Consider the following 24,463-nt stretch of genomic DNA (forward strand, 5'->3'; position numbering starts at 1 on the left):
CTTGAAAGTCTGTAGTTTGAACCATGATGACTTGAAGGTCACGGGACCAACGGCAGAAAAGTGAACATTTCCGGAGAAAAGTAGCTGAAATAACGCAAAAACCGCCCAAATGAGGGCGGTTCTGCTTATCGTTTAGAGTTAGTTAAGCGATACACCCAGTGCAGATGCGACCCCTTCTCCATAAGCAGGATCTGCCTTGAAGAAGTACTGCAACTGACGCTGAACAACGTCGCTGGAAACGCCCGCCATGGCGCCGGCAATGTTGTTGATCAGCAGGGCTTTCTGCTCATCATTCATCAAGCGGAACAACGCACCGGCGTGGCTGTAGTAATCGCTGTCTTCGCGATGATCATAACGATCCGCCGAGCCACTCAGTGCCAATGCCGGCTCGGCATACTGCGGAGCCTGCTTCGGTGCATCGGCGTAGCTATTTGGCTCGTAGTTTGGAGCCGCACCGCCATTGCTGCCGAATGCCATCGAACCATCACGCTGGTAGCTGTTAACCGGGCTGCGTGGCGCGTTCACCGGCAGGTGCTGGTGGTTGGTGCCGACACGGTAGCGGTGGGCATCAGCGTAAGCGAACACACGACCTTGCAACATGCGGTCCGGCGACAAACCAACACCCGGAACCATGTTGCTTGGACCGAAAGCAGCCTGCTCAACCTCAGCGAAGTAGTTAAGCGGGTTACGGTTCAGCTCCAGCTCACCGACTTCGATCAATGGGAACTCTTTCTGCGACCAGGTCTTGGTCACGTCGAAAGGGTTCTCGTAGTGAGCGCTGGCCTGGGCTTCAGTCATGATCTGGATGCACACACGCCATTTCGGGAAATCACCGCGTTCGATAGCGCCAAACAGATCGCGTTGGGCGTAATCAGGGTCGGTACCGGCCAAGCGTGCAGCGTCAGCAGGCGACAGGTTCTTGATGCCTTGCTTGGTCTTGTAGTGCCATTTGACCCAGTGACGCTCGCCCTTGGCGTTGATCAGGCTGTAGGTGTGGCTACCGAAGCCGTGCATGTGGCGGTAGCCGTCGGGGATACCACGGTCCGAAAACAGGATGGTGACCTGGTGCAACGCCTCAGGGGAGTGCGACCAGAAGTCCCACATCATCTGCGCACTTTTCAGGTTGCTTTGTGGCAGGCGCTTTTGGGTGTGGATGAAGTCAGGAAACTTCAATGGGTCACGAATGAAGAACACAGGGGTGTTGTTACCCACGATGTCCCAGTTGCCCTCTTCGGTATAGAACTTCAGGGCGAAACCACGAGGGTCACGCTCGGTGTCAGCCGAACCGCGCTCACCGCCCACGGTGGAAAACCGCAGGAACGTCGGCGTTTGTTTGCCGATGGACTCAAACAGCTTGGCGCTGGTGTATTGCGTGATGTCTTGTGTGACCGTGAAGGTCCCATAGGCGCCCGAGCCCTTGGCATGTACGCGACGCTCAGGAATGTTTTCACGGTTGAAGTGGGCAAGCTTCTCGATCAAGTGAAAATCGTCGAGCAGCAACGGGCCGCGCGGGCCGGCGGAACGGGAATTCTGATTGTCCGCAACGGGAGCTCCGCTGGCGGTAGTAAGGATTTTATTCTGGCTCATGCTCAATTTCCCTCAGGTCGGACTTGGAACTGCCGGCTAATCGGCTTGGAGGGAGTATTGATCATCAATATGACGCCTACAAATTCATTAAATTGTAGTCACCGATAGAAAATAACTACCAATATCCCCAGGCCTAATAGTGCCGAGCATAGCTCGAGTAAGCTTGTACAAATCGCGCTTTTATTACGCGCACAAAAAACCGGGCACTAGGCCCGGTTCTTCGTTACAGCTTGTCGTCTTACTCGGCGCTTACAGCTTCGCCGGCAGTAGCACGATCAACCAACTCGACGTACGCCATAGGCGCGTTGTCGCCAGCGCGGAAACCGCACTTGAGGATGCGCAGGTAGCCACCCTCACGGGTAGCGTAACGCTTGCCCAGGTCGTTGAAGAGCTTACCAACGATAGCTTTCGAACGAGTACGGTCGAAAGCCAGACGGCGGTTAGCCAGGCTGTCTGTCTTGGCCAAAGTGATCAGCGGCTCAGCAACGCGACGCAGTTCTTTAGCTTTCGGCAGTGTAGTTTTGATCAGCTCGTGCTCGAACAGCGACACCGCCATGTTTTGGAACATGGCCTTGCGGTGCGAGCTGGTACGGCTCAGGTGACGACCACTTTTACGATGACGCATGGTTCATTCCTTACCAAACTCACGTTCGGTGATTACGACGATCAGGCAGTCGCCTTGTCGTCCTTCTTAAGACTTGCAGGCGGCCAGTTGTCGAGGCGCATGCCGAGGGACAGACCGCGGGAGGCCAGAACGTCCTTGATTTCAGTCAAGGATTTCTTGCCCAGGTTCGGAGTCTTCAACAGTTCTACTTCGGTACGCTGAATCAGGTCACCGATGTAGTAAATGTTTTCCGCCTTAAGGCAGTTAGCCGAACGTACAGTCAGTTCCAGATCGTCAACCGGGCGAAGCAGGATCGGATCGATCTCGTCTTCCTGCTCGATTACCACTGGTTCGCTGTCACCTTTGAGGTCGACGAACGCAGCCAACTGCTGTTGCAGGATGGTTGCAGCGCGACGGATAGCCTCTTCAGGGTCCAGAGTACCGTTGGTTTCCAGATCAATAACCAGCTTGTCCAGGTTAGTACGCTGCTCGACACGGGCGTTTTCCACCACGTATGCGATACGGCGAACCGGGCTGAACGAAGAGTCAAGCTGCAAGCGACCAATGCTGCGGCTTTCGTCTTCATCGCTCTGACGCGAGTCGGCCGGTTCATAACCACGACCACGAGCTACGGTGAGCTTCATGTTCAGGGCGCCGTTAGACGCCAGGTTAGCGATTACGTGATCGGGGTTAACGATCTCGACATCATGATCCAGCTGAATATCGGCAGCGGTAACCACCCCCGAACCCTTCTTCGACAAGGTCAGCGTAACTTCGTCACGGCCGTGCAGCTTGATAGCCAGACCTTTAAGGTTCAACAGGATTTCAATTACGTCTTCCTGTACACCTTCGATGGCGCTGTACTCGTGGAGCACACCGTCAATCTCGGCCTCGACTACTGCACAGCCGGGCATTGAGGACAACAGGATGCGGCGCAGCGCGTTGCCCAGGGTGTGGCCAAAACCACGCTCGAGAGGCTCGAGAGTAATTTTGGCGCGGGTTGGACTGACAACCTGCACATCAATGTGGCGGGGTGTCAGGAACTCATTTACCGAAATCTGCATGGATGCACCTATTTTCTAGCCCTTACTTGGAGTAGAGCTCGACAATCAGGCTTTCGTTGATGTCGGCGGACAGATCACTGCGAGCAGGAACGTTCTTGAAAACGCCCGACTTCTTCTCAGTGTCTACTTCTACCCATTCTACGCGGCCACGTTGGGCACACAGATCGAGAGCTTGGACAATGCGAAGTTGGTTTTTTGCTTTCTCGCGGACTGCGACCACGTCACCAGCACGAACCTGGTAGGACGGAACGTTTACGGTCTGACCGTTAACGCTGATCGATTTGTGCGATACCAGCTGACGGGATTCGGCACGAGTCGAACCAAAGCCCATACGGTATACAACGTTGTCCAGACGGCATTCGAGCAGTTGCAGCAGGTTTTCACCGGTTGCACCTTTCTTGCCAGCAGCTTCTTTGTAGTAGCCGCTGAACTGACGCTCGAGAACGCCGTAGATACGACGGACCTTCTGCTTTTCACGCAGTTGGGTGCCGTAATCGGACTGGCGACCGCGGCGTTGGCCGTGGATACCAGGTGCTGCTTCAATGTTGCACTTCGATTCGATCGCGCGCACGCCGCTCTTCAAGAAGAGATCGGTGCCTTCACGACGAGCGAGTTTGCATTTTGGACCAATGTAACGAGCCATTCTTTACAATCTCCTGGATTACACGCGGCGCTTCTTCGGCGGACGGCACCCGTTGTGCGGGATTGGCGTCACGTCGGTGATGCTGGCGATCTTATAGCCACAGCCGTTCAAAGCACGGACAGCAGACTCACGACCTGGACCTGGACCTTTGACGTTAACGTCGAGGTTTTTCAGGCCGTATTCCAGCGCAGCTTGACCAGCACGTTCAGCAGCTACTTGAGCAGCAAACGGGGTGGACTTGCGGGAACCGCGGAAACCCGAACCACCGGAGGTAGCCCAAGAAAGCGCGTTACCTTGACGGTCGGTGATGGTCACGATGGTGTTGTTAAAAGATGCATGGATGTGGGCGATGCCATCAACCACTGTCTTTTTAACTTTTTTACGAGGACGAGCAGCAGGTTTTGCCATGATAATTTTCCTGTCGATTCGCGTGGGCGATTACTTGCGGATCGGCTTACGCGGACCTTTACGGGTACGCGCGTTAGTCTTGGTACGCTGACCGCGCACTGGAAGACCACGACGATGACGCAGACCACGGTAGCAACCGAGGTCCATCAAACGCTTGATTTTCATGTTGATTTCGCGACGCAGGTCACCTTCAGTGGTGAACTTCGCCACTTCGCCACGCAACAGCTCAATCTGCTCGTCGCTCAGATCTTTGATCTTTGCGGCTGGGTTTACCCCAGTATCTGCGCAAATTTTCTGCGCAGTAGTGCGACCAACACCATAGATGTAGGTCAGCGAGATAACAGTGTGCTTGTTATCTGGAATGTTAACGCCTGCAATACGGGCCATTCAGTGGGACTCCAATTGACAGCTACCTACGCCCCGGAAGCCAAGAAATAGGGCGCGAGATAATATCGCTGTAATAACAAATAATCAACCCGGCAGCGCACTAGCTGCCGGGCTTCAAGCGGATCACACTCAGCCTTGGCGCTGTTTGTGACGCGGTTCCGCGCTGCAAATTACTCGAACAACACCTTCGCGGCGAATAATCTTGCAGTTACGGCACAGCTTTTTCACCGATGCACGAACTTTCATCACCAACTCCTCGAACCTTATGGGGTACTCAGCGCAACATGCCGCTGCCGTAGCCCTTCAGGTTGGCTTTCTTCATCAGGGATTCGTACTGGTGCGAAACGAGGTGCGATTGTACTTGGGACATGAAGTCCATCACAACCACGACCACGATCAGCAACGAGGTCCCGCCAAGGTAGAACGGAACGTTTGCTGCAACCACCAGGAACTGGGGAAGCAAGCACACGGCCGTCATATATAGAGCACCGAACAGGGTCAAACGAGTCAGAACGCCATCAATGTAGCGCGCAGACTGCTCACCTGGACGGATGCCCGGAATAAAGGCACCGGACTTCTTCAGGTTTTCCGCTACGTCTTTCGGATTGAACATCAACGCCGTATAGAAGAAGCAGAAGAAAATAATCCCTGCACTAAACAGCAGAATATTCAACGGCTGACCAGGAGCGATCGACTGAGAGAGGTCCTGCAGCCAGCCCATATTTTCAGACTGACCAAACCAGGTACCCAACGAAGCCGGAAACAGCAAAATGCTGCTCGCGAAAATTGCCGGAATAACACCGGCCATATTCACTTTCAGCGGCAAGTGGCTGGTCTGCGCAGCAAAGACCTTACGGCCCTGCTGACGCTTGGCGTAGTGAACAGCAATACGACGCTGGCCACGCTCAATGAACACCACAAAACCGATAATCGCTACTGCCAGCAAACCGATGGCAACCAGGGCGAAAATATTGATATCACCCTGACGCGCAGACTCGAAAGACTGCCCGATTGCTCTCGGAAGACCGGCGACGATACCTGCGAAAATCAACATCGAGATACCGTTACCAACACCACGCTCAGTAATCTGCTCACCCAGCCACATCATGAACATCGCACCAGCCACAAACGTGGATACCGCGACGAAATGGAAGCCAAAGTCACCAGTGAACGCAACACCCTGCCCCGCCAAGCCAACGGACATGCCGATAGCTTGAACCAGGGCGAGGATGACAGTGCCGTAGCGGGTGTACTGGCTAATCTTGCGACGGCCAGCTTCACCTTCCTTCTTCAACTGCTCCAGCTGCGGGCTGACGGCGGTCATCAGCTGCATGATGATCGATGCCGAGATGTACGGCATGATCCCCAGTGCAAAGATGCTCATCCGTTCCAGCGCGCCGCCGGAAAACATGTTGAACAAGCTAAGAATGGTCCCCTCATTCTGTCGAAACAGGTCTGCGAGTCGGTCCGGGTTGATACCTGGAACCGGGATGTGTGCGCCTATTCGGTAGACGATAATCGCCAGGAACAGAAAACGCAGACGAGCCCAAAGTTCAGACATACCGCCTTTGCCGAGCGCTGAGAGAGCACCTTGCTTAGCCATTTATTCCTCGAACTTGCCGCCAGCTGCTTCGATAGCCGAACGCGCACCTTTGGTGGCGCCGATTCCCTTGCCGATAGTGACAGCGCGAGTCACTTCACCGGACAGCATGATTTTCACACGCTGTACGTTGACGTTGATCACGTTGGCATCTTTCAGGGTCTGCACAGTAACGATGTCGCCTTCCACTTTAGCCAGCTCGGACAGACGCACTTCTGCGCGATCCATAGCTTTCAGGGATACGAAACCGAACTTAGGCAGGCGACGATGCAGCGGCTGTTGACCGCCTTCAAAGCCTGGAGCGATGGTGCCACCGGAGCGGGAGGTTTGACCTTTGTGGCCACGGCCACCAGTCTTACCCAAACCGCTACCGATACCACGGCCCGGACGATGCTTTTCGCGACGGGAACCCGGCGCTGGACTCAGATCATTGAGTTTCATCGATTAACCCTCTACACGCAGCATGTAGTAAGCCTTGTTGATCATCCCGCGATTCTCGGGAGTATCCTGGACTTCTACAGTGTGACCGATGCGACGCAGACCCAAACCTTTAACGCACAGTTTGTGGTTAGGGATGCGGCCGGTCATGCTTTTGATCAGCGTTACTTTAACGGTAGCCATGATCAGAAGATCTCCTTGACAGTCAGACCACGCTTGGCAGCGATGGACTCAGGAGATTGCATAGCTTTCAAACCTTTGAAAGTGGCGTGAACCACGTTTACCGGGTTAGTCGAGCCGTAGCACTTGGCCAGAACGTTCTGAACACCAGCCACTTCGAGGACAGCACGCATAGCGCCGCCAGCGATGATACCGGTACCCTCAGAAGCAGGCTGCATGTACACCTTGGAAGCGCCATGGGCGGATTTCATTGCGTACTGCAGAGTGGTGCCGTTCAGATCAACTTGGATCATGTTGCGACGAGCAGCTTCCATTGCCTTCTGGATCGCAGCAGGCACTTCACGTGACTTGCCACGGCCGAAGCCAACACGCCCTTTACCATCACCTACCACGGTCAACGCGGTGAAAGTGAAGATACGGCCGCCTTTAACGGTTTTGGCTACGCGGTTAACTTGAACCAGCTTCTCAATGTAGCCTTCGTCGCGCTTTTGGTCGTTATTTGACATAACTTAGAACTCCAGCCCAGCTTCACGAGCAGCATCAGCCAGCGCTTTCACGCGACCGTGGTACTTGAAGCCAGAGCGGTCGAAAGCCACTTGCGAGACGCCGGCGGCCTTAGCACGCGTAGCGACCAGCTGGCCAACCTTTGTGGCCGCGTCGATGTTGCCAGTGGCACCATCACGCAGTTCTTTATCCAAAGTCGAGGCGCTTGCCAGGACTTTGTTGCCGTCGGCCGAGATGACCTGGGCGTAGATGTGCTGCGACGAGCGATACACGCAGAGACGCACGACTTCGAGTTCGTGCATTTTCAGGCGTGCTTTGCGAGCGCGACGCAGTCGAGTAACTTTTTTGTCGGTCATTTGCTATGCCCTACTTCTTCTTGGCTTCTTTACGACGGACGACTTCGTCCGCGTAGCGCACACCTTTGCCTTTGTACGGCTCTGGTGGACGGAAGTCGCGGATCTCAGCGGCCACCTGACCTACCAGCTGCTTATCGATGCCCTTGATCAGGATATCGGTTTGGCTAGGGGTCTCAGCGGTGATGCCTTCCGGCAGTTCGTAATCCACTGGGTGCGAGAAGCCAAGGGCCAGGTTCAAAACCGTGCCTTTTGCTTGCGCTTTGTAACCAACACCGACCAGCTGGAGCTTACGCTCGAAGCCTTGGCTTACGCCTTGGACCATGTTGTTTACCAACGCACGCGTGGTACCGGCCATTGCGCGAGTTTGTTGATCGCCATTGCGAGCAGCGAAACGCAGCTCACCAGCTTCTTCAACGATCTCAACGGACGAATGGATGTTCAGTTCAAGAGTACCCTTGGCACCCTTCACCGAAAGCTGTTGGCCTGCGAATTTGACTTCGACACCGGCTGGCAGCTTAACGGGGTTCTTAGCGACGCGTGACATGCTTATCCCCCCTTAGAACACAGTGCAAAGAACTTCGCCGCCGACACCGGCAGCGCGCGCAGCACGATCCGTCATCACACCTTTGTTGGTGGAGACGATAGACACACCCAGACCGCCACGAACTTTCGGCAGATCTTCGGCGGACTTGTACTGACGCAGGCCTGGACGGCTAACGCGCTTCACTTCCTCGATGACCGAACGGCCTTCGAAGTACTTCAGCTCGATGGACAGCAGTGGCTTGGTTTCGCTGCTGATCTGATAACCCGCAATGTAGCCTTCGTCTTTCAGGACTTTGGCAACAGCTACCTTCAACTTGGAAGATGGCATGCTTACGACGGACTTTTCAGCCATCTGGGCATTACGGATACGAGTTAGCATGTCCGCTAACGGGTCCTGCATACTCATGGGCTAGACGCTCCTAATACAAAAAAATTAGCCTTGCGGCTACATATGTCGCCGAGAATCTCCGAGCGTAAAAAACACGGGCTCAGGCGAGCCGCGTATTTTAGACACACTACGGAAATGAAACAAGCCCCAAAAGGGGCTTGTTCCAGATTCAAGGTCACCGGCGGTCAGTATCTTGCGACTCAGACCACCCGGACGTTGAAAGTACTTACCAGCTGGCTTTAACCAGACCTGGTACGTCACCACGCATTGCCGCTTCACGCAGTTTGTTACGGCCGAGGCCGAACTTGCGGTAAACGCCGTGTGGACGACCGGTCAGGCGGCAGCGGTTACGCATGCGCGAAGCGCTTGCGTCACGTGGCTGCTTCTGCAGGGCAACTGTAGCTTCCCAACGCGCTTCTGGACTTGCGTTCAGATCAACGATGATTGCTTTCAGTGCTGCACGCTTCTTGGCGTACTTGGCAACCGTGAGCTGACGCTTCAGCTCGCGGTTTTTCATGCTCATCTTGGCCATGGTCCTACTCCAATCAGTTGCGGAACGGGAATTTGAAAGCACGCAGCAGGGCGCGACCTTCATCATCGTTCTTGGCAGTGGTGGTCAGGGTGATGTCCAGACCGCGGAGAGCATCGATCTTGTCGTAGTCGATTTCCGGGAAGATGATCTGCTCTTTCACGCCCATGCTGTAGTTGCCACGACCATCGAAGGACTTGGCATTCAGGCCGCGGAAGTCGCGAACCCGAGGCAGGGAGATCGACAGCAGACGATCCAGGAATTCGTACATACGCTCACGGCGCAGAGTCACTTTGACGCCGATCGGCCAACCTTCACGGACTTTAAAGCCAGCGATGGATTTCCGAGCGTAAGTCACAACGACTTTTTGACCGGTGATCTTTTCCAGGTCAGCTACAGCGTGTTCGATGACTTTTTTGTCGCCGACCGCTTCGCCAAGACCCATGTTCAGGGTGATTTTGGTAACGCGTGGAACTTCCATCACGTTCGAAAGCTTAAGTTCTTCCTTAAGTTTCGGTGCGATTTCTTTCCAGTAAATCTCTTTTAGTCGTGCCATGGTCTTCTACCTAGCAGTGTTCAAGCATCAACCGCTTTTTGGGTCGACTTGAAGACACGAATTTTCTTGCCATCTTCTACTTTGAAACCAACGCGGTCAGCCTTGTTGGTTTCGCCGTTGAAAATGGCGACGTTAGAAGCGTCCAGTGGAGCTTCTTTTTCGACGATACCGCCTTGTACGCCCGACATCGGGTTAGGCTTGGTATGACGCTTAACCAGGTTCAGACCACCGATAACCAGACGGTTATTAGCGAGAACCTTAAGCACCTTACCGCGCTTACCTTTGTCTTTGCCGGCGATCACGATGATCTCGTCGTCACGACGAATCTTTTGCATGTCGGATCTCCTTACAGCACTTCTGGGGCGAGCGAGACGATCTTCATGAACTTCTCAGTACGAAGTTCACGGGTCACTGGCCCAAAGATACGGGTGCCGATCGGCTCTTGCTTGTTGTTCAGAAGAACAGCAGCGTTGCCATCAAAGCGGATAATGGAGCCATCAGCACGGCGTACGCCGTGACGAGTGCGGACTACAACAGCAGTCATCACTTGGCCTTTTTTCACTTTACCGCGAGGAATTGCTTCCTTCACGGTAACTTTGATGATGTCACCGATACCAGCGTAACGACGATGGGAGCCACCCAGCACCTTGATGCACATAACGCGGCGAGCGCCGCTGTTATCGGCCACATCGAGCATGGATTGAGTCTGAATCATATAATTTCTCCGACCCCTAGTCCTTAGACTTCCACAGCGCGTTCGAGAACATCAACCAGCGCCCAAGACTTGGTCTTGGCCAGCGGACGAGTTTCACGAATAGTGACTTTGTCGCCGATGTGGCACTGGTTGGTTTCGTCGTGCGCGTGCAGCTTAGTCGAACGCTTAACATATTTACCGTAGATCGGGTGCTTAACGCGACGCTCGATCAAAACGGTGATGGTTTTGTCCATCTTGTCGCTGACAACACGGCCAGTCAGCGTACGGACAGTCTTTTCGGCTTCAGCCATGATCACTTACCTGCCTGCTGGTTGAGCACAGTCTTCACGCGAGCAATGTCACGCTTAACTTGCGAGAGCAGATGAGACTGCCCCAACTGGCCAGTTGCTTTCTGCATACGCAGATTGAACTGGTCGCGCAGCAGGCCGAGCAGTTGCTCGTTCAGCTGCTGTGCGGATTTTTCACGAAGTTCATTCGCTTTCATCACATCACCGTCCGTTTAACAAAGGAGGTGGCGAGCGGCAGCTTTGCAGCAGCCAGGGCGAAAGCCTCACGCGCCAGCTCTTCAGAAACACCCTCGATTTCATACAGGACTTTACCTGGCTGAATCTGGGCTACCCAGTATTCCACGTTACCCTTACCTTTACCCATCCGAACCTCGAGAGGTTTTTTGGAGATCGGCTTGTCCGGGAATACACGGATCCAGATCTTGCCGCCACGTTTTACGTGACGGGTCAGAGCACGACGCGCTGACTCGATCTGACGAGCGGTGAGACGACCACGAGCTACAGACTTCAGCGCGAACTCGCCGAAGCTGACTTTGCTACCGCGCTGAGCCAGACCACGGTTGTGGCCTGTCATCTGCTTGCGGAACTTCGTACGCTTAGGTTGCAACATTTGGCGTACCCCTTACTTAGCAGCTTTTTTACGAGGCGCTGGTGCTTGTGGTTTCAGTTCTTCTTGGCGACCACCAATTACTTCGCCTTTGAAGATCCAAACCTTTACACCGATCACACCGTAAGTGGTGTGAGCTTCGTAGTTGGCATAGTCGATGTCGGCACGCAGGGTGTGCAGTGGCACACGACCTTCGCGATACCATTCAGTACGTGCGATTTCAGCACCGCCGAGACGACCGCTCACTTGGATTTTGATGCCTTTGGCACCAATGCGCATGGCGTTCTGTACAGCGCGCTTCATAGCGCGACGGAACATTACGCGACGCTCCAGCTGCTGAGCTACGCTCTGCGCAACCAGCATACCGTCGAGCTCCGGCTTACGGATCTCTTCGATATTGATGTGCACAGGCACACCCATTTGCTTGGTCAGGTCCTGACGCAGTTTCTCAACATCTTCACCTTTCTTCCCGATAACGATACCTGGACGAGCGGTGTGGATGGTGATACGTGCAGTTTGCGCCGGACGATGGATATCGATACGGCTTACGGACGCGCTTTTTAGTTTGTCTTGGAGATACTCACGCACCTTCAGATCAGCGAACAAATAGTCCGCATAAGTCCGACCGTCTGCGTACCAGACGGAGGTGTGCTCCTTGACGATTCCCAGGCGAATGCCAATGGGATGTACTTTCTGACCCATCTCTTCGACTCCGTTACTTGTCAGCAACCTTGACAGTGATATGGCAAGACCGCTTGACGATGCGATCAGCACGGCCTTTGGCACGTGGCATGATGCGCTTCAGCGAACGCCCTTCGTTGACGAACACGGTGCTGACCTTCAGGTCATCAACGTCTGCGCCTTCGTTATGCTCGGCGTTGGCTACGGCCGACTCCAGCACTTTCTTCATGATCTCGGCGGCTTTCTTACTGCTGAAAGCCAACAGGTTGAGCGCTTCGCCCACCTTCTTCCCGCGGATCTGGTCGGCGACCAAGCGGGCTTTCTGGGCGGAGATTCGAGCGCCCGACAACTTAGCGGCTACTTCCATTTCCTAACCCCTTAACGCTTGGCTTTCTTGTCTGCCACGTGCCCACGATAAGTGCGGGTACCGGCAAACTCGCCTAGTTTGTGGCCGACCATGTCTTCGTTCACGAGAACTGGGACGTGCAAGCGACCGTTGTGTACAGCGATGGTCAAACCGACCATTTGTGGCAGGATCATCGAACGACGCGACCAGGTCTTAACTGGTTTGCGATCGTTCTTTTCCGCCGCCACTTCGATCTTCTTCAGTAGGTGAAGATCAATAAAAGGACCTTTTTTCAGAGAACGTGGCACTGTCGTATCCCTCTATTTACTTGCGACGACGGACGATCATTTTGTCGGTACGCTTATTACCACGAGTCTTCGCGCCCTTAGTCGGGAAGCCCCATGGCGATACCGGATGACGACCACCAGAGGTACGACCTTCACCACCACCGTGTGGGTGGTCAACCGGGTTCATGGCAACACCACGAACGGTTGGGCGAACGCCACGCCAGCGTTTGGCACCAGCTTTACCCAGCGAACGCAGGCTGTGCTCGGAGTTCGAGACTTCGCCCAGGGTCGCGCGGCATTCAGCCAGCACTTTACGCATCTCACCAGAACGCAGACGCAGGGTCACGTAGACACCTTCACGAGCGATCAGCTGAGCCGAAGCACCAGCGGAACGAGCGATTTGCGCGCCTTTACCTGGCTTCAATTCGATGCCGTGTACGGTGCTACCAACTGGAATGTTGCGCAGTTGCAGAGCGTTGCCCGGCTTGATCGGCGCCAAGGCACCTGCGATCAGCTGGTCACCAGCACTCACGCCTTTAGGGGCGATGATGTAGCGACGCTCGCCATCTGCGTACAGCAGCAGTGCGATGTGAGCAGTACGGTTTGGATCGTATTCAATACGCTCGACAGTGGCGGAGATGCCATCTTTGTCGTTGCGACGGAAATCGACCAGACGATAATGCTGCTTATGGCCACCACCGATGTGACGAGTGGTAATACGACCATTGTTGTTACGACCACCAGTCTTCGATTTTTTCTCGAGCAGCGGTGCGTGAGGAGCGCCTTTATGCAGCTCCTGGTTGACCACCTTGACCACAAAACGGCGGCCAGGGGAAGTCGGTTTGCATTTAACGATTGCCATGATGCACCCCTTCCTTACTCAGCACTGCTGCTGAAATCGAGATCTTGGCCTGGCTGAAGGGAGATAACTGCCTTCTTCCAGTCATTACGCTTGCCCAGACCGCGAGCAGTGCGCTTGCTCTTACCCAGAACATTCAGGGTAGTAACACGCTCTACTTTCACGCTGAACAGGCTTTCGACGGCCTTCTTGATTTCCAGCTTGGTTGCGTCAGTTGCAACCTTGAAAACGAACTGGCCTTTCTTGTCAGCCAGAACCGTAGCCTTTTCGGAAACGTGCGGGCCAAGCAGAACTTTAAATACGCGTTCCTGGTTCATCCCAGCAGCTCCTCGAATTTCTTCACGGCCGACACGGTGATCAACACCTTGTCGTATGCGATCAGACTAACTGGATCGGAACCTTGCACGTCACGTACATCAACGTGTGGCAGGTTGCGAGCAGCCAGGTACAGGTTCTGATCAACAGCTTCCGACACGATCAAAACGTCGGTCAGGCTCATGTTGTTCAGTTTGCCCAGCAGATCTTTGGTTTTTGGACTCTCAACAGCGAAATCCTGAACCACGACCAGACGGTCAGTACGCACGAGTTCAGCAAGGATGGAGCGCAGAGCTGCGCGGTACATCTTCTTGTTGAGCTTCTGCGAGTGATCCTGTGGACGAGCTGCGAAAGTGGTACCGCCGCCACGCCAGATTGGGCTACGGATAGTACCGGCACGAGCACGGCCAGTACCTTTCTGACGCCAAGGGCGCTTACCGCCACCACGAACGTCGGAACGGGTCTTTTGCTGCTTGCTACCTTGACGGCCGCCGGCCATGTAGGCCACGACTGCTTGGTGAACCAGCGTCTCGTTGAACTCGCCGCCAAACGTCAGTTCGGAAACTTCGATCGCTTGAGCGTCATTTACATTTAATTGCATGTCAGCTTCCCCTTAACCGCGAGCCTTGGCCGCTGGACGTACAACCAGGTTGCCGCCAGTAGCGCCAGGAACAGCACCCTTGACCAACAACAGATTGCGTTCAGCGTCGACGCGCACTACTTCGAGGGACTGCACGGTCACGCGCTCAGCGCCCATATGACCGGACATTTTTTTGCCCTTGAATACACGACCAGGAGTCTGGCACTGGCCAATAGAGCCCGGGACGCGGTGGGAAACGGAGTTACCGTGAGTGTTGTCTTGGCCACGGAAATTCCAACGCTTGATCGTACCCTGGAAGCCTTTACCTTTGGACTGACCGGTTACATCAACCAGTTGACCAGCGGCGAAGATTTCAGCGTTGATCAGATCGCCAGCCTGGTAGTCGCCGTCTTCGAGACGGAACTCCATAACAGTGCGACCAGCTGCAACGTTTGCTTTAGCGAAGTGACCTGCTTGAGCAGCAGTCACGCGCGAAGCACGACGCTCGCCGACAGTGACTTGCACTGCACGATAGCCATCGGTCTCTTCAGTTTTGAACTGGGTGACGCGATTCGGTTCGATCTCAATGACCGTAACCGGAATGGAGACACCTTCTTCGGTGAAAATACGGGTCATACCGCATTTACGACCGACTACACCAATAGTCATGTTGTAAACCTCATGAGTGTACGGGGCTTTCACCCGCTATGGCCGCCCATTTCAGAGCGTTACACGACTAAGACCCAAGTCTTAGCCGAGGCTGATCTGTACTTCCACACCGGCCGCCAGATCGAGCTTCATAAGTGCATCAACGGTTTTATCCGTTGGCTGGACGATGTCCAGTACGCGCTTATGAGTACGGATCTCGTACTGGTCACGCGCGTCTTTGTTGACGTGCGGGGAGACCAGAACGGTGAACCGCTCTTTACGGGTAGGCAGTGGAATTGGACCACGCACTTGAGCACCAGTACGTTTCGCGGTTTCCACGATTTCCTGGGTGGATTGGTCGATCAGGCGATGGTCAAAAGCCTTCAACCTGATACGGATTTGCTGATTTTGCATTGGATTTCAGACTCCGGCTGCTATTCCCAGCGAGCGCAATACGCCCGTTAAAAGGAGGCGCAATTCTATAGACGCCCCAGATAGGTGTCAACCCAATAAAAAAGGCCCCCGCTAAGCGGGGGCCTTCTCAAAAAAACCGAGCTATCCCAGAAGAGATAATTACTCGATGATTTTAGCTACAACACCAGCACCAACGGTACGGCCGCCTTCGCGGATAGCGAAACGCAGACCGTCTTCCATTGCGATGGTTTTGATCAGGGTGACAACCATTTTGATGTTGTCGCCTGGCATTACCATCTCAACGCCTTCCGGCAGCTCGCAGTTACCAGTCACGTCAGTAGTACGGAAGTAGAACTGTGGACGGTAGCCTTTGAAGAACGGAGTGTGGCGACCGCCTTCTTCTTTGCTCAGCACATACACTTCAGCTTCGAACTTGGTGTGCGGCTTAACCGAACCTGGCTTGACCAGAACCTGGCCACGCTCAACGTCGTCACGCTTGGTACCACGCAGCAGAACGCCGCAGTTCTCGCCAGCACGACCTTCGTCGAGCAGCTTACGGAACATTTCAACACCGGTGCAGGTGGTGACGGTAGTGTCACGCAGACCAACGATTTCCAGTGGATCTTGAACCTTAACGATACCGCGCTCGATACGACCAGTCACAACAGTACCACGACCGGAGATCGAGAATACGTCTTCGATTGGCATCAGGAACGGCTTGTCGATAACACGGACTGGATCTGGGATGTAGCTGTCCAGAGTCTCAACCAGTTTACGAACGGACGTGGTGCCCATTTCGTTGTCGTCTTTGCCTTCCAGAGCCATACGAGCAGAACCGATGATGATCGGAGTGTCGTCGCCTGGGAAGTCGTAAGTGCTCAGCAGATCGCGCACTTCCATCTCAACCAGTTCCAGCAGCTCAGCGTCGTCTACCAGGTCAGCCTTGTTCAGGTAAACCACGATGTACGGAACGCCTACCTGACGGGACAGCAGGATGTGCTCACGGGTTTGTGGCATCGGACCATCAGCGGCCGAGCAAACCAGGATCGCGCCGTCCATCTGGGCAGCACCGGTGATCATGTTCTTCACATAGTCAGCGTGACCTGGGCAGTCAACGTGAGCGTAGTGACGGATCAGCGAGTTGTATTCAACGTGCGCGGTGTTGATGGTGATACCACGAGCTTTCTCTTCTGGTGCGCTGTCGATTTTATCGAAATCAACGATTGCAGAACCGAATACTTCGGAGCAAACGCGAGTCAGAGCAGCAGTCAGAGTGGTTTTACCGTGGTCAACGTGACCGATAGTGCCAACGTTGACGTGCGGTAGGGAACGATCAAATTTTTCTTTAGCCACGACAATTAACTCCTTGCCTAAAGGACTGAATCAGCCTTGTTTTTTGGATACAGTTTCAGCGATGTGCGCCGGAGCTGTGTTGTATTTTTTGAATTCCATAGAGTAGCTTGCGCGACCCTGGGACATGGAGCGAACGTCGGTCGCATAACCGAACATCTCACCCAACGGAACCTCGGCGCGAATCACTTTGCCGGAAACCGTGTCTTCCATACCCAAGATCATGCCGCGACGACGGTTAAGGTCGCCCATGACATCACCCATATAGTCTTCAGGTGTAACAACTTCTACCGCCATGATTGGCTCAAGCAACTCACCACCGCCCTTCTGGGCCAGTTGCTTGGTTGCCATGGAAGCAGCCACCTTAAACGCCATCTCGTTGGAGTCGACGTCGTGGTAAGAACCGTCAAAAACGGTTGCTTTCAGGCCGATCAGCGGATAGCCGGCAACAACACCGTTCTTCATCTGCTCTTCGATACCCTTCTGGATAGCAGGGATGTATTCCTTAGGAACAACACCACCTACTACTTCGTTCACGAATTGCAGACCTTCCTGACCTTCGTCAGCAGGAGCAAAACGGATCCAGCAGTGACCGAACTGACCACGACCGCCGGACTGACGAACGAACTTGCCTTCGATTTCACAGTTCTTCGTGATTCGCTCACGATAGGAAACCTGAGGCTTACCGATGTTGGCTTCGACGTTGAACTCACGGCGCATCCGGTCAACCAGGATGTCCAGGTGCAACTCGCCCATGCCGGAGATGATCGTTTGACCAGTCTCTTCATCAGTTTTGACGCGGAAAGATGGATCTTCCTGAGCAAGCTTGCCCAGAGCGATACCCATTTTTTCCTGGTCATCCTTGGTCTTAGGCTCTACGGCAACCGAAATAACCGGCTCCGGGAAGTCCATGCGAACCAGGATGATTGGCTTGTCAGCGTTGCACAAAGTTTCACCAGTGGTGACGTCCTTCATGCCGATCAAGGCCGCGATGTCACCAGCGCGCACCTCCTTGATTTCTTCACGGGCGTTTGCGTGCATTTGCACCATACGACCCACGCGCTCTTTCTTGCCTTTAACCGAGTTGATCACGCCGTCGCCGGAGTTCAACACGCCCGAGTAAACACGGACGAAGGTCAAGGTACCCACGAATGGGTCAGTGGCAATTTTAAATGCCAGAGCGGAGAACGGTTCTGCGTCGTCTGCATGACGCTCCAGTTCGATAGTCTCGTCATCCGGGTCGGTACCCTTGATGGCAGGAATATCAACAGGTGCTGGCAGATAGTCGATCACAGCATCGAGAACCAGGGGAACACCCTTGTTCTTGAACGAGGAACCGCAAACAGCCAAGACGATCTCACCAGCAATAGTACGCTGACGCAGAGCAGCCTTGATTTCCACGTTGGTGAGCTCTTCACCTTCGAGGTACTTGTTCATCAGCTCTTCGTTGGCTTCAGCCGCAGCTTCAACCATGTTGTTGCGCCACTCGTCAGCCAGTTCCTGCAACTCTGCAGGGATAGGCTTGCGAACAGGAACCATACCTTTGTCAGCGTCGTTCCAGTAAACCGCTTCCATGGTCAGCAGATCGATCTGGCCTTGGAAGTTGTCTTCGGAACCGATAGCCAACTGGATTGGCACTGGGGTGTGACCCAGACGTTGCTTGATCTGACCGATCACGCGCAGGAAGTTGGCACCAGCACGGTCCATCTTGTTTACGTAAACAAGACGTGGAACGCCGTATTTGTTGGCTTGACGCCATACGGTTTCCGACTGAGGCTCAACACCCGAGGTGCCGCAGAACACAACGACAGCGCCGTCGAGTACGCGCAGGGAACGCTCAACTTCAATGGTGAAGTCTACGTGGCCTGGGGTATCGATTACGTTGAAACGGTGCTCGTCTTTGTACTGCTTCTCGGAACCCTTCCAGAAGGCGGTAATAGCAGCAGAAGTAATGGTAATACCACGCTCCTGCTCCTGAACCATCCAGTCTGTGGTCGCGGCGCCGTCATGCACCTCGCCCATTTTGTGACTTTTGCCGGTGTAAAACAGTACGCGCTCAGTGGTGGTGGTTTTACCAGCATCCACGTGAGCAACGATACCGATGTTACGGTAGCGGCTAATCGGAGTAGTACGAGCCATAAAGCCCTCGCAAAATTAGTGAAGCTAAGATTAGAAGCGGTAGTGCGAGAAAGCTTTGTTAGCTTCAGCCATACGGTGCACGTCTTCACGCTTCTTAACAGCAGCACCTTTACCTTCAGCAGCGTCCAACAACTCGCCGGCCAAACGCAGAGCCATAGACTTCTCGCCACGCTTACGGGCGAAGTCTACCAACCAGCGCATTGCCAGGGCGTTACGACGGGACGGACGAACTTCAACCGGAACCTGGTAAGTAGCACCGCCTACACGGCGCGACTTCACTTCGACCAGCGGAGCGATGGCGTCGAGAGCTTTCTCGAAGATTTCCAGGGGGTCGCTGTTCTTGCGTTCTTTAACCTTTTCCAGCGCGCCATAAACGATACGCTCGGCAACGGCTTTCTTGCCGCTTTCCATCACGTGGTTCATGAACTTGGCCAGAATTTGGCTTCCGTATTTTGGATCGTCAAGCACTTCGCGCTTGGCTGCTACGCGTCTTCTTGGCATGGATAAGCCCTCAAACGGTCTTCAGGTTCGCTCGGAATCGGTGCCCTTTCGGGACGCCTCCGACCTTACTCTTATCGACTCAGAAAATAAGATGATTCAGTTTTGCAAAAAGCCGCTACTACTTAGGCTTCTTGGTACCGTACTTCGAACGACCCTGGTTACGACCTTTAACGCCGGAAGTATCCAAGGAGCCGCGTACGGTGTGGTAACGAACACCTGGCAAGTCTTTTACACGACCGCCGCGGATCAGTACCACGCTGTGCTCTTGCAGGTTGTGACCTTCACCACCGATGTACGAGGAAACCTCGAAACCGTTGGTCAGGCGCACACGGCATACTTTACGCAGTGCCGAGTTAGGTTTTTTCGGCGTAGTGGTATACACGCGAGTGCATACGCCACGACGTTGCGGGCAGTTCTGCAGCGCAGGCACGTCGGATTTCTCGACGATACGCTTACGCGGCTGACGTACCAGCTGGTTGATAGTTGCCATCTACTAGCTCCACTGTTGTCTTGCGACGCTATTGTCTTGCAAGAAAAGCAAAATGGCAGGAACGAATTCCCGCCAAATTTAGGGGTACAAGAGTCTAAAGAGGATCTTGCCCCCAGTCAAGGCAAGGCCCCGACCTCCCCTCTCGTCGAACCGGGGCAAATTTGCCTCGTTCCGACGAATGGGGCTGCCAGGGCCCGGACTTATCTAGTGCAGAACTCAGTTACCGCTTGAGTTCAGTGCTTCGGTCAGTGCAGCTTCCACTTCACTGGCGCTTACGCGCAACGGCTTGTCAGCATCACGGCGGCGCTTGCGCTCGCTGTGGTAAGCCAAACCGGTACCTGCCGGGATCAGACGACCCACGACCACGTTTTCTTTCAGGCCGCGCAGGTAATCGCGCTTGCCGGTTACCGCTGCTTCGGTCAGTACGCGAGTGGTCTCCTGGAAGGAGGCCGCCGAGATGAACGACTCAGTGGACAACGACGCCTTGGTGATACCCAGCAACACACGAGTGAACTTGGAGACAAACTTGTCTTCCGCGCCCAGACGTTCGTTCTCTACCAGTACGTGAGTCAGTTCCATCTGGTCGCCCTTGATGAAACTGGAATCGCCGGACTCAGCGATTTCAACTTTACGCAGCATCTGACGCAGGATGGTCTCGATGTGCTTATCGTTGATCTTCACGCCTTGCAGGCGGTAAACGTCCTGGATCTCGTTAACGATGTACTTGGCCAGCGCACTCACACCCAGCAGACGCAGGATGTCGTGTGGATCGCTTGGGCCGTCGGAGATAACTTCGCCGCGGTTTACCTGTTCGCCTTCGAACACGTTCAGGTGACGCCACTTCGGAATCAGCTCTTCGTACGGATCGCTACCGTCGTTCGGGGTAATAACCAGACGGCGCTTGCCTTTGGTCTCTTTACCGAACGCGATGGTGCCGCTGACTTCAGCCAGAATCGACGCTTCTTTCGGACGACGAGCTTCGAACAAGTCGGCAACACGCGGCAGACCACCGGTGATGTCGCGGGTTTTCGAAGTTTCTTGCGGGATACGCGCGATAACATCACCGATCGCGATCTTCGCACCATCCGCCACACCGACCAAGGCGTTGGCTGGCAGGAAGTACTGAGCGATTACGTCAGTGCCTGGCAGCAACAGATCCTTGCCGTTGTCGTCGACCATCTTCACGGCAGGACGGATATCTTTGCCGGCAGCTGGACGATCTTTGGCGTCGAGTACTTCAATGTTGGTCATACCGGTCAATTCGTCAGTCTGACGCTTGATCGTGATGCCTTCTTCCATGCCCACGTAGGTCACGGTACCTTTCATTTCGGTAACGATTGGGTGAGTGTGCGGGTCCCACTTAGCCACGATTGCGCCAGCGTCGACCTTGTCACCTTCTTTAACCGAAATCACAGCACCGTACGGCAGCTTGTAGCGCTCACGCTCACGACCGTAGTCATCAGCGATCGCCAGCTCACCGGAACGGGACACAGCAACCAGGTGGCCATCCACTCGCTCAACGTGTTTCAGGTTGTGCAGACGGACGGTACCGCCATTCTTCACCTGAACGCTGTCGGCTGCAGAGGTCCGGCTTGCCGCACCACCGATGTGGAACGTACGCATGGTCAGCTGGGTACCCGGTTCACCGATGGACTGGGCAGCGATAACGCCGACCGCTTCACCGATGTTCACTTGGTGACCACGAGCCAAGTCACGACCGTAGCACTTGGCGCAGATGCCGTAGCGGGTTTCGCAGCTGATCGGCGAGCGAACGATCACTTCGTCGATGCTGTTGAGTTCGATGAACTCGACCCACTTCTCGTCTACCAGGGTGCCTGCAGGAACAATAATTTCCTCGGTACCTGGCTTGAATACGTCACGGGCGATTACTCGACCCAGTACGCGCTCACCCAACGGTTCTACAACGTCGCCGCCTTCGATGTGCGGAGTCATCAGCAGACCGTGCTCGGTACCGCAGTCGACTTCAGTCACAACCAAGTCTTGTGCAACGTCTACCAGACGGCGAGTCAGGTAACCGGAGTTAGCGGTTTTCAACGCGGTATCCGCCAGACCTTTACGAGCACCGTGAGTCGAGATGAAGTACTGAAGTACGCTCAAACCTTCACGGAAGTTCGCAGTGATCGGCGTTTCGATGATAGAACCGTCCGGCTTGGCCATCAGGCCACGCATACCGGCGAGCTGACGGATCTGCGCAGCAGAACCCCGTGCGCCCGAGTCGGCCATCATGTACATCGAGTTGAACGACTCTTGATCGACTTCTACACCATGACGGTCGATAACCTTTTCTTTCGAAAGGTTAGCCATCATCGCCTTCGACACTTCGTCGTTGGCCTTGGACCAAAGGTCGATCACTTTGTTGTACTTCTCGCCCTGGGTTACCAGGCCGGATGCGTACTGGCTTTCGATCTCTTTCACTTCATCGGTAGCAGCACCGATGATCTGGGCTTTTTCATCCGGGATAACGAAGTCGTTAACACCGATCGAAACGCCGGAAATGGTCGAATAAGCAAAACCTGTGTACATCAACTGGTCAGCGAAGATCACGGTCTCTTTCAAACCAACCACGCGGTAGCACTGGTTGATCAGCTTGGAGATCGCCTTTTTCTTCATCGGCAAGTTAACAACGTCGTACGACAGACCTTTTGGCACAACTTGATACAACAGCGCACGGCCGACAGTGGTGTCGACGATACGGGTGTTGGTCACGCTGCCGCCATCACGGTCATTGACGGTTTCGTTGATCCGCACTTTGACCTTGGCGTGCAGTGCGGCTTCGCCGGCACGGAACACACGGTCAACTTCCTGCAGATCAGCGAATACACGACCTTCGCCCTTGGCGTTGATCGCTTCACGCGTCATGTAGTACAGACCCAATACAACGTCCTGCGACGGAACGATGATTGGCTCACCGTTGGCTGGCGACAGAATGTTGTTGGTCGACATCATCAACGCACGCGCTTCCAACTGGGCTTCCAGTGTCAGCGGTACGTGCACGGCCATTTGGTCGCCGTCGAAGTCGGCGTTGTACGCAGCACAGACCAGAGGGTGCAGCTGGATAGCCTTACCTTCGATCAGTACCGGTTCAAACGCCTGGATACCCAGACGGTGAAGGGTCGGTGCACGGTTGAGGAGAACCGGGTGTTCGCGAATCACTTCAGCGAGAACGTCCCAAACCTCTGGCAGTTCGCGCTCGACCATTTTCTTGGCCGCTTTGATGGTGGTCGCGAGACCGCGCATTTCCAGCTTGCCGAAGATGAATGGCTTGAACAGCTCAAGTGCCATCTTCTTAGGCAGACCGCACTGGTGCAGACGCAGGGTCGGGCCTACGGTAATTACCGAACGACCGGAGTAGTCAACACGCTTACCGAGCAAGTTCTGACGGAAACGACCTTGCTTACCCTTGATCATGTCAGCCAGGGATTTCAGAGGACGCTTGTTGGAACCGGTGATAGCGCGGCCACGACGACCGTTGTCGAGCAAGGCATCGACAGCTTCCTGCAACATACGCTTTTCGTTGCGCACGATGATGTCCGGAGCGGACAGATCAAGCAGGCGCTTCAAGCGGTTGTTACGGTTGATCACGCGGCGGTACAGGTCGTTAAGGTCGGACGTCGCAAAACGACCACCGTCCAACGGTACCAGCGGACGCAGGTCTGGCGGCAGAACCGGCAGAACGGTCAGCACCATCCACTCTGGCAAGTTGCCGGAACCCTGGAAGGCTTCCATCAACTTCAGACGCTTGGACAGCTTCTTGATCTTGGTTTCCGAGTTGGTTTGCGGAATTTCTTCGCGCAGGCGGCCAATCTCGTGCTCCAGGTCGATAGCGTGCAGCAGTTCGCGGACAGCTTCGGCACCCATGCGGGCATCGAAATCGTCGCCAAACTCTTCCAGCGCTTCGAAGTACTGCTCGTCGTTCAGCAGCTGACCTTTTTCAAGGGTGGTCATGCCTGGATCGATAACGACATAGCTCTCGAAATAGAGAACGCGCTCGATATCACGCAGGGTCATGTCCATCAGCAAGCCGATACGGGACGGCAGCGATTTCAGGAACCAGATGTGGGCAACCGGCGAAGCCAGTTCGATGTGCGCCATGCGCTCACGACGAACCTTGGCCAGTGCAACTTCAACGCCGCACTTCTCGCAGATAACGCCACGGTGCTTCAAGCGCTTGTACTTACCGCACAGGCACTCGTAATCCTTTACCGGGCCAAAGATCTTGGCGCAGAACAGGCCGTCACGCTCAGGTTTGAACGTACGGTAGTTGATGGTTTCCGGCTTTTTAACTTCACCGAACGACCACGAACGGATCATCTCAGGCGATGCCAATCCAATACGGATGGCGTCGAACTCTTCGACTTGACCCTGGTTTTTCAGCAAATTCAGTAGGTCTTTCAAGGCCTTTCCTCCTGGCGGAGCAGAGAGCGGGCTAAACAGCC

Annotated in this window: 34 protein-coding genes; all 34 read right to left on the bottom strand. The window is 54.6% G+C overall.

Features of this window, described 5'->3' with window-relative positions; genetic code table 11:
• Window positions 1-138: 138 nt before the first annotated feature.
• The 34 genes from QCBJ_RS05205 to rpoC all read right to left on the bottom strand — a co-directional run bounded on the left by QCBJ_RS05205 (window position 139) and on the right by rpoC (window position 24,422).
• Window positions 139-1,587: a catalase gene (locus QCBJ_RS05205; RefSeq protein WP_046035682.1), complete on the bottom strand. Its 1,449-nt coding sequence runs from the start codon at window positions 1,585-1,587 to the stop codon at window positions 139-141.
• A gap of 238 nt (window positions 1,588-1,825) precedes the next feature.
• A complete protein-coding gene (gene rplQ / locus QCBJ_RS05210) occupies window positions 1,826-2,212 on the bottom strand; it encodes a 50S ribosomal protein L17 (protein WP_003176402.1) in 387 nt (128 codons plus the stop codon).
• A 41-nt stretch (window positions 2,213-2,253) separates the two neighbouring features.
• Complete coding sequence (gene rpoA, locus QCBJ_RS05215; protein WP_003176403.1) at window positions 2,254-3,255, bottom strand: DNA-directed RNA polymerase subunit alpha; 1,002 nt, start codon at window positions 3,253-3,255, stop codon at window positions 2,254-2,256.
• Between the two features lie 22 nt (window positions 3,256-3,277).
• Entirely contained in the window at window positions 3,278-3,898 is a 621-nt protein-coding gene (gene rpsD / locus QCBJ_RS05220; RefSeq protein WP_003176404.1) for a 30S ribosomal protein S4, read from the bottom strand.
• Between the two features lie 18 nt (window positions 3,899-3,916).
• Window positions 3,917-4,306, bottom strand: a complete 390-nt coding sequence (gene rpsK, locus QCBJ_RS05225) for a 30S ribosomal protein S11 (protein ID WP_002555466.1) — start codon at window positions 4,304-4,306, stop codon at window positions 3,917-3,919.
• Window positions 4,307-4,336: 30 nt separating this feature from the next.
• Entirely contained in the window at window positions 4,337-4,693 is a 357-nt protein-coding gene (gene rpsM / locus QCBJ_RS05230) for a 30S ribosomal protein S13 (RefSeq protein ID WP_003210063.1), read from the bottom strand.
• Window positions 4,694-4,822: 129 nt separating this feature from the next.
• Window positions 4,823-4,939 (bottom strand): 50S ribosomal protein L36, encoded by a 117-nt coding sequence (rpmJ, locus tag QCBJ_RS05235; RefSeq protein ID WP_002555468.1) that lies wholly within the window; start codon window positions 4,937-4,939, stop codon window positions 4,823-4,825.
• Window positions 4,940-4,967: 28 nt separating this feature from the next.
• On the bottom strand, window positions 4,968-6,296 hold the full coding sequence (secY, locus tag QCBJ_RS05240) for a preprotein translocase subunit SecY (RefSeq protein ID WP_003176406.1): 1,329 nt from the start codon (window positions 6,294-6,296) through the stop codon (window positions 4,968-4,970).
• Complete coding sequence (gene rplO / locus QCBJ_RS05245) at window positions 6,297-6,734, bottom strand: 50S ribosomal protein L15 (RefSeq protein ID WP_003176407.1); 438 nt, start codon at window positions 6,732-6,734, stop codon at window positions 6,297-6,299.
• 3 nt (window positions 6,735-6,737) lie between these two features.
• Window positions 6,738-6,914 carry a 50S ribosomal protein L30 gene (rpmD, locus tag QCBJ_RS05250; protein ID WP_003176408.1) on the bottom strand — a complete coding sequence of 59 codons (177 nt, stop codon included), beginning with the start codon at window positions 6,912-6,914 and terminating at the stop codon, window positions 6,738-6,740.
• 2 nt (window positions 6,915-6,916) lie between these two features.
• A complete protein-coding gene (rpsE, locus tag QCBJ_RS05255) occupies window positions 6,917-7,417 on the bottom strand; it encodes a 30S ribosomal protein S5 (protein ID WP_003176409.1) in 501 nt (166 codons plus the stop codon).
• Between the two features lie 3 nt (window positions 7,418-7,420).
• Window positions 7,421-7,771: a 50S ribosomal protein L18 gene (rplR, locus tag QCBJ_RS05260; RefSeq protein WP_015886135.1), complete on the bottom strand. Its 351-nt coding sequence runs from the start codon at window positions 7,769-7,771 to the stop codon at window positions 7,421-7,423.
• Window positions 7,772-7,781: 10 nt separating this feature from the next.
• Window positions 7,782-8,315 carry a 50S ribosomal protein L6 gene (gene rplF, locus QCBJ_RS05265; RefSeq protein WP_003176412.1) on the bottom strand — a complete coding sequence of 178 codons (534 nt, stop codon included), beginning with the start codon at window positions 8,313-8,315 and terminating at the stop codon, window positions 7,782-7,784.
• A gap of 12 nt (window positions 8,316-8,327) precedes the next feature.
• A complete protein-coding gene (gene rpsH, locus QCBJ_RS05270; RefSeq protein WP_010566853.1) occupies window positions 8,328-8,720 on the bottom strand; it encodes a 30S ribosomal protein S8 in 393 nt (130 codons plus the stop codon).
• Window positions 8,721-8,928: 208 nt separating this feature from the next.
• Window positions 8,929-9,234, bottom strand: coding sequence for a 30S ribosomal protein S14 (gene rpsN / locus QCBJ_RS05275; RefSeq protein ID WP_003176414.1), 306 nt, complete (start codon window positions 9,232-9,234; stop codon window positions 8,929-8,931).
• Between the two features lie 13 nt (window positions 9,235-9,247).
• Entirely contained in the window at window positions 9,248-9,787 is a 540-nt protein-coding gene (gene rplE, locus QCBJ_RS05280; RefSeq protein WP_003176415.1) for a 50S ribosomal protein L5, read from the bottom strand.
• 20 nt (window positions 9,788-9,807) lie between these two features.
• Window positions 9,808-10,122 carry a 50S ribosomal protein L24 gene (gene rplX / locus QCBJ_RS05285; RefSeq protein WP_003176416.1) on the bottom strand — a complete coding sequence of 105 codons (315 nt, stop codon included), beginning with the start codon at window positions 10,120-10,122 and terminating at the stop codon, window positions 9,808-9,810.
• Window positions 10,123-10,133: 11 nt separating this feature from the next.
• Window positions 10,134-10,502, bottom strand: a complete 369-nt coding sequence (gene rplN, locus QCBJ_RS05290; RefSeq protein ID WP_002555479.1) for a 50S ribosomal protein L14 — start codon at window positions 10,500-10,502, stop codon at window positions 10,134-10,136.
• A 23-nt stretch (window positions 10,503-10,525) separates the two neighbouring features.
• Window positions 10,526-10,792, bottom strand: a complete 267-nt coding sequence (gene rpsQ / locus QCBJ_RS05295; RefSeq protein ID WP_003176419.1) for a 30S ribosomal protein S17 — start codon at window positions 10,790-10,792, stop codon at window positions 10,526-10,528.
• Window positions 10,793-10,794: 2 nt separating this feature from the next.
• A complete protein-coding gene (gene rpmC, locus QCBJ_RS05300) occupies window positions 10,795-10,986 on the bottom strand; it encodes a 50S ribosomal protein L29 (RefSeq protein ID WP_002555481.1) in 192 nt (63 codons plus the stop codon).
• Complete coding sequence (gene rplP / locus QCBJ_RS05305) at window positions 10,986-11,399, bottom strand: 50S ribosomal protein L16 (protein WP_003176421.1); 414 nt, start codon at window positions 11,397-11,399, stop codon at window positions 10,986-10,988. Before rplP ends, rpmC begins: the two co-directional genes overlap by 1 nt.
• 12 nt (window positions 11,400-11,411) lie before the next feature.
• Window positions 11,412-12,098: a 30S ribosomal protein S3 gene (gene rpsC, locus QCBJ_RS05310; RefSeq protein WP_003176422.1), complete on the bottom strand. Its 687-nt coding sequence runs from the start codon at window positions 12,096-12,098 to the stop codon at window positions 11,412-11,414.
• 13 nt (window positions 12,099-12,111) lie between these two features.
• The gene (gene rplV / locus QCBJ_RS05315) at window positions 12,112-12,444 is read right to left on the bottom strand and encodes a 50S ribosomal protein L22 (RefSeq protein ID WP_003103908.1); all 333 of its coding nucleotides are present in this window, start codon (window positions 12,442-12,444) and stop codon (window positions 12,112-12,114) included.
• 11 nt (window positions 12,445-12,455) lie between these two features.
• Window positions 12,456-12,731 carry a 30S ribosomal protein S19 gene (gene rpsS, locus QCBJ_RS05320; protein ID WP_003232420.1) on the bottom strand — a complete coding sequence of 92 codons (276 nt, stop codon included), beginning with the start codon at window positions 12,729-12,731 and terminating at the stop codon, window positions 12,456-12,458.
• Between the two features lie 16 nt (window positions 12,732-12,747).
• Window positions 12,748-13,572 carry a 50S ribosomal protein L2 gene (rplB, locus tag QCBJ_RS05325; protein WP_003176423.1) on the bottom strand — a complete coding sequence of 275 codons (825 nt, stop codon included), beginning with the start codon at window positions 13,570-13,572 and terminating at the stop codon, window positions 12,748-12,750.
• Between the two features lie 14 nt (window positions 13,573-13,586).
• Window positions 13,587-13,886, bottom strand: a complete 300-nt coding sequence (rplW, locus tag QCBJ_RS05330) for a 50S ribosomal protein L23 (RefSeq protein WP_002555488.1) — start codon at window positions 13,884-13,886, stop codon at window positions 13,587-13,589.
• Window positions 13,883-14,485, bottom strand: a complete 603-nt coding sequence (gene rplD / locus QCBJ_RS05335; protein ID WP_003176424.1) for a 50S ribosomal protein L4 — start codon at window positions 14,483-14,485, stop codon at window positions 13,883-13,885. Before rplD ends, rplW begins: the two co-directional genes overlap by 4 nt.
• A gap of 12 nt (window positions 14,486-14,497) precedes the next feature.
• Window positions 14,498-15,133, bottom strand: a complete 636-nt coding sequence (rplC, locus tag QCBJ_RS05340) for a 50S ribosomal protein L3 (RefSeq protein ID WP_003194649.1) — start codon at window positions 15,131-15,133, stop codon at window positions 14,498-14,500.
• 81 nt (window positions 15,134-15,214) lie between these two features.
• Window positions 15,215-15,526 carry a 30S ribosomal protein S10 gene (rpsJ, locus tag QCBJ_RS05345; protein WP_003186070.1) on the bottom strand — a complete coding sequence of 104 codons (312 nt, stop codon included), beginning with the start codon at window positions 15,524-15,526 and terminating at the stop codon, window positions 15,215-15,217.
• 159 nt (window positions 15,527-15,685) lie between these two features.
• On the bottom strand, window positions 15,686-16,879 hold the full coding sequence (tuf, locus tag QCBJ_RS05350; RefSeq protein ID WP_003176426.1) for an elongation factor Tu: 1,194 nt from the start codon (window positions 16,877-16,879) through the stop codon (window positions 15,686-15,688).
• A 30-nt stretch (window positions 16,880-16,909) separates the two neighbouring features.
• On the bottom strand, window positions 16,910-19,015 hold the full coding sequence (gene fusA, locus QCBJ_RS05355) for an elongation factor G (RefSeq protein ID WP_015886136.1): 2,106 nt from the start codon (window positions 19,013-19,015) through the stop codon (window positions 16,910-16,912).
• A gap of 30 nt (window positions 19,016-19,045) precedes the next feature.
• Window positions 19,046-19,516, bottom strand: a complete 471-nt coding sequence (gene rpsG / locus QCBJ_RS05360) for a 30S ribosomal protein S7 (RefSeq protein ID WP_002555493.1) — start codon at window positions 19,514-19,516, stop codon at window positions 19,046-19,048.
• Between the two features lie 118 nt (window positions 19,517-19,634).
• Window positions 19,635-20,006 carry a 30S ribosomal protein S12 gene (rpsL, locus tag QCBJ_RS05365; protein WP_002555494.1) on the bottom strand — a complete coding sequence of 124 codons (372 nt, stop codon included), beginning with the start codon at window positions 20,004-20,006 and terminating at the stop codon, window positions 19,635-19,637.
• Window positions 20,007-20,222: 216 nt separating this feature from the next.
• On the bottom strand, window positions 20,223-24,422 hold the full coding sequence (rpoC, locus tag QCBJ_RS05370) for a DNA-directed RNA polymerase subunit beta' (RefSeq protein ID WP_015886137.1): 4,200 nt from the start codon (window positions 24,420-24,422) through the stop codon (window positions 20,223-20,225).
• Window positions 24,423-24,463 lie beyond the last annotated feature (41 nt).

Source organism: Pseudomonas sp. QC2, from assembly GCF_002859085.1.
In the GTDB taxonomy this organism is placed as follows: domain Bacteria; phylum Pseudomonadota; class Gammaproteobacteria; order Pseudomonadales; family Pseudomonadaceae; genus Aquipseudomonas; species Aquipseudomonas petroselini.

What these genes read in the sequence shown, in the direction of transcription:
- rpsL (WP_002555494.1), bottom strand. Translation starts at nt 20,006, where the DNA reads ATGGCAACTATCAACCAGCTGGTACGTCAGCCGCGTAAGCGTATCGTC.
- rpmD (WP_003176408.1), bottom strand. Translation starts at nt 6,914, where the DNA reads ATGGCTACCGTTAAAGTAACGCTGATCAAAAGCATGACCGGCCGCATC.
- rplW (WP_002555488.1), bottom strand. Translation starts at nt 13,886, where the DNA reads ATGAACCAGGAACGCGTATTTAAAGTTCTGCTTGGCCCGCACGTTTCC.
- rpsM (WP_003210063.1), bottom strand. Translation starts at nt 4,693, where the DNA reads ATGGCCCGTATTGCAGGCGTTAACATTCCAGATAACAAGCACACTGTT.
- rplV (WP_003103908.1), bottom strand. Translation starts at nt 12,444, where the DNA reads ATGGAAGTAGCCGCTAAGTTGTCGGGCGCTCGAATCTCCGCCCAGAAA.
- rplC (WP_003194649.1), bottom strand. Translation starts at nt 15,133, where the DNA reads ATGACTATTGGTGTAGTCGGTCGTAAATGCGGTATGACCCGTATTTTC.
- rplR (WP_015886135.1), bottom strand. Translation starts at nt 7,771, where the DNA reads ATGACCGACAAAAAAGTTACTCGACTGCGTCGCGCTCGCAAAGCACGC.
- rplD (WP_003176424.1), bottom strand. Translation starts at nt 14,485, where the DNA reads ATGCAATTAAATGTAAATGACGCTCAAGCGATCGAAGTTTCCGAACTG.
- rplO (WP_003176407.1), bottom strand. Translation starts at nt 6,734, where the DNA reads ATGAAACTCAATGATCTGAGTCCAGCGCCGGGTTCCCGTCGCGAAAAG.
- rpsN (WP_003176414.1), bottom strand. Translation starts at nt 9,234, where the DNA reads ATGGCCAAGATGAGCATGAAAAACCGCGAGCTGAAGCGTCAGCTCACG.
- QCBJ_RS05205 (WP_046035682.1), bottom strand. Translation starts at nt 1,587, where the DNA reads ATGAGCCAGAATAAAATCCTTACTACCGCCAGCGGAGCTCCCGTTGCG.
- secY (WP_003176406.1), bottom strand. Translation starts at nt 6,296, where the DNA reads ATGGCTAAGCAAGGTGCTCTCTCAGCGCTCGGCAAAGGCGGTATGTCT.
- rpsD (WP_003176404.1), bottom strand. Translation starts at nt 3,898, where the DNA reads ATGGCTCGTTACATTGGTCCAAAATGCAAACTCGCTCGTCGTGAAGGC.
- rpsJ (WP_003186070.1), bottom strand. Translation starts at nt 15,526, where the DNA reads ATGCAAAATCAGCAAATCCGTATCAGGTTGAAGGCTTTTGACCATCGC.
- rpsE (WP_003176409.1), bottom strand. Translation starts at nt 7,417, where the DNA reads ATGTCAAATAACGACCAAAAGCGCGACGAAGGCTACATTGAGAAGCTG.
- rpsK (WP_002555466.1), bottom strand. Translation starts at nt 4,306, where the DNA reads ATGGCAAAACCTGCTGCTCGTCCTCGTAAAAAAGTTAAAAAGACAGTG.
- rplN (WP_002555479.1), bottom strand. Translation starts at nt 10,502, where the DNA reads ATGATTCAGACTCAATCCATGCTCGATGTGGCCGATAACAGCGGCGCT.
- rpsH (WP_010566853.1), bottom strand. Translation starts at nt 8,720, where the DNA reads ATGAGTATGCAGGACCCGTTAGCGGACATGCTAACTCGTATCCGTAAT.
- rpmC (WP_002555481.1), bottom strand. Translation starts at nt 10,986, where the DNA reads ATGAAAGCGAATGAACTTCGTGAAAAATCCGCACAGCAGCTGAACGAG.
- rpsG (WP_002555493.1), bottom strand. Translation starts at nt 19,516, where the DNA reads ATGCCAAGAAGACGCGTAGCAGCCAAGCGCGAAGTGCTTGACGATCCA.
- rplF (WP_003176412.1), bottom strand. Translation starts at nt 8,315, where the DNA reads ATGTCACGCGTCGCTAAGAACCCCGTTAAGCTGCCAGCCGGTGTCGAA.
- rpoA (WP_003176403.1), bottom strand. Translation starts at nt 3,255, where the DNA reads ATGCAGATTTCGGTAAATGAGTTCCTGACACCCCGCCACATTGATGTG.
- rplX (WP_003176416.1), bottom strand. Translation starts at nt 10,122, where the DNA reads ATGCAAAAGATTCGTCGTGACGACGAGATCATCGTGATCGCCGGCAAA.
- fusA (WP_015886136.1), bottom strand. Translation starts at nt 19,015, where the DNA reads ATGGCTCGTACTACTCCGATTAGCCGCTACCGTAACATCGGTATCGTT.
- rplQ (WP_003176402.1), bottom strand. Translation starts at nt 2,212, where the DNA reads ATGCGTCATCGTAAAAGTGGTCGTCACCTGAGCCGTACCAGCTCGCAC.
- rplB (WP_003176423.1), bottom strand. Translation starts at nt 13,572, where the DNA reads ATGGCAATCGTTAAATGCAAACCGACTTCCCCTGGCCGCCGTTTTGTG.
- rplP (WP_003176421.1), bottom strand. Translation starts at nt 11,399, where the DNA reads ATGTTGCAACCTAAGCGTACGAAGTTCCGCAAGCAGATGACAGGCCAC.
- rpsC (WP_003176422.1), bottom strand. Translation starts at nt 12,098, where the DNA reads ATGGGTCAGAAAGTACATCCCATTGGCATTCGCCTGGGAATCGTCAAG.
- rpmJ (WP_002555468.1), bottom strand. Translation starts at nt 4,939, where the DNA reads ATGAAAGTTCGTGCATCGGTGAAAAAGCTGTGCCGTAACTGCAAGATT.
- rpsQ (WP_003176419.1), bottom strand. Translation starts at nt 10,792, where the DNA reads ATGGCTGAAGCCGAAAAGACTGTCCGTACGCTGACTGGCCGTGTTGTC.
- rplE (WP_003176415.1), bottom strand. Translation starts at nt 9,787, where the DNA reads ATGGCACGACTAAAAGAGATTTACTGGAAAGAAATCGCACCGAAACTT.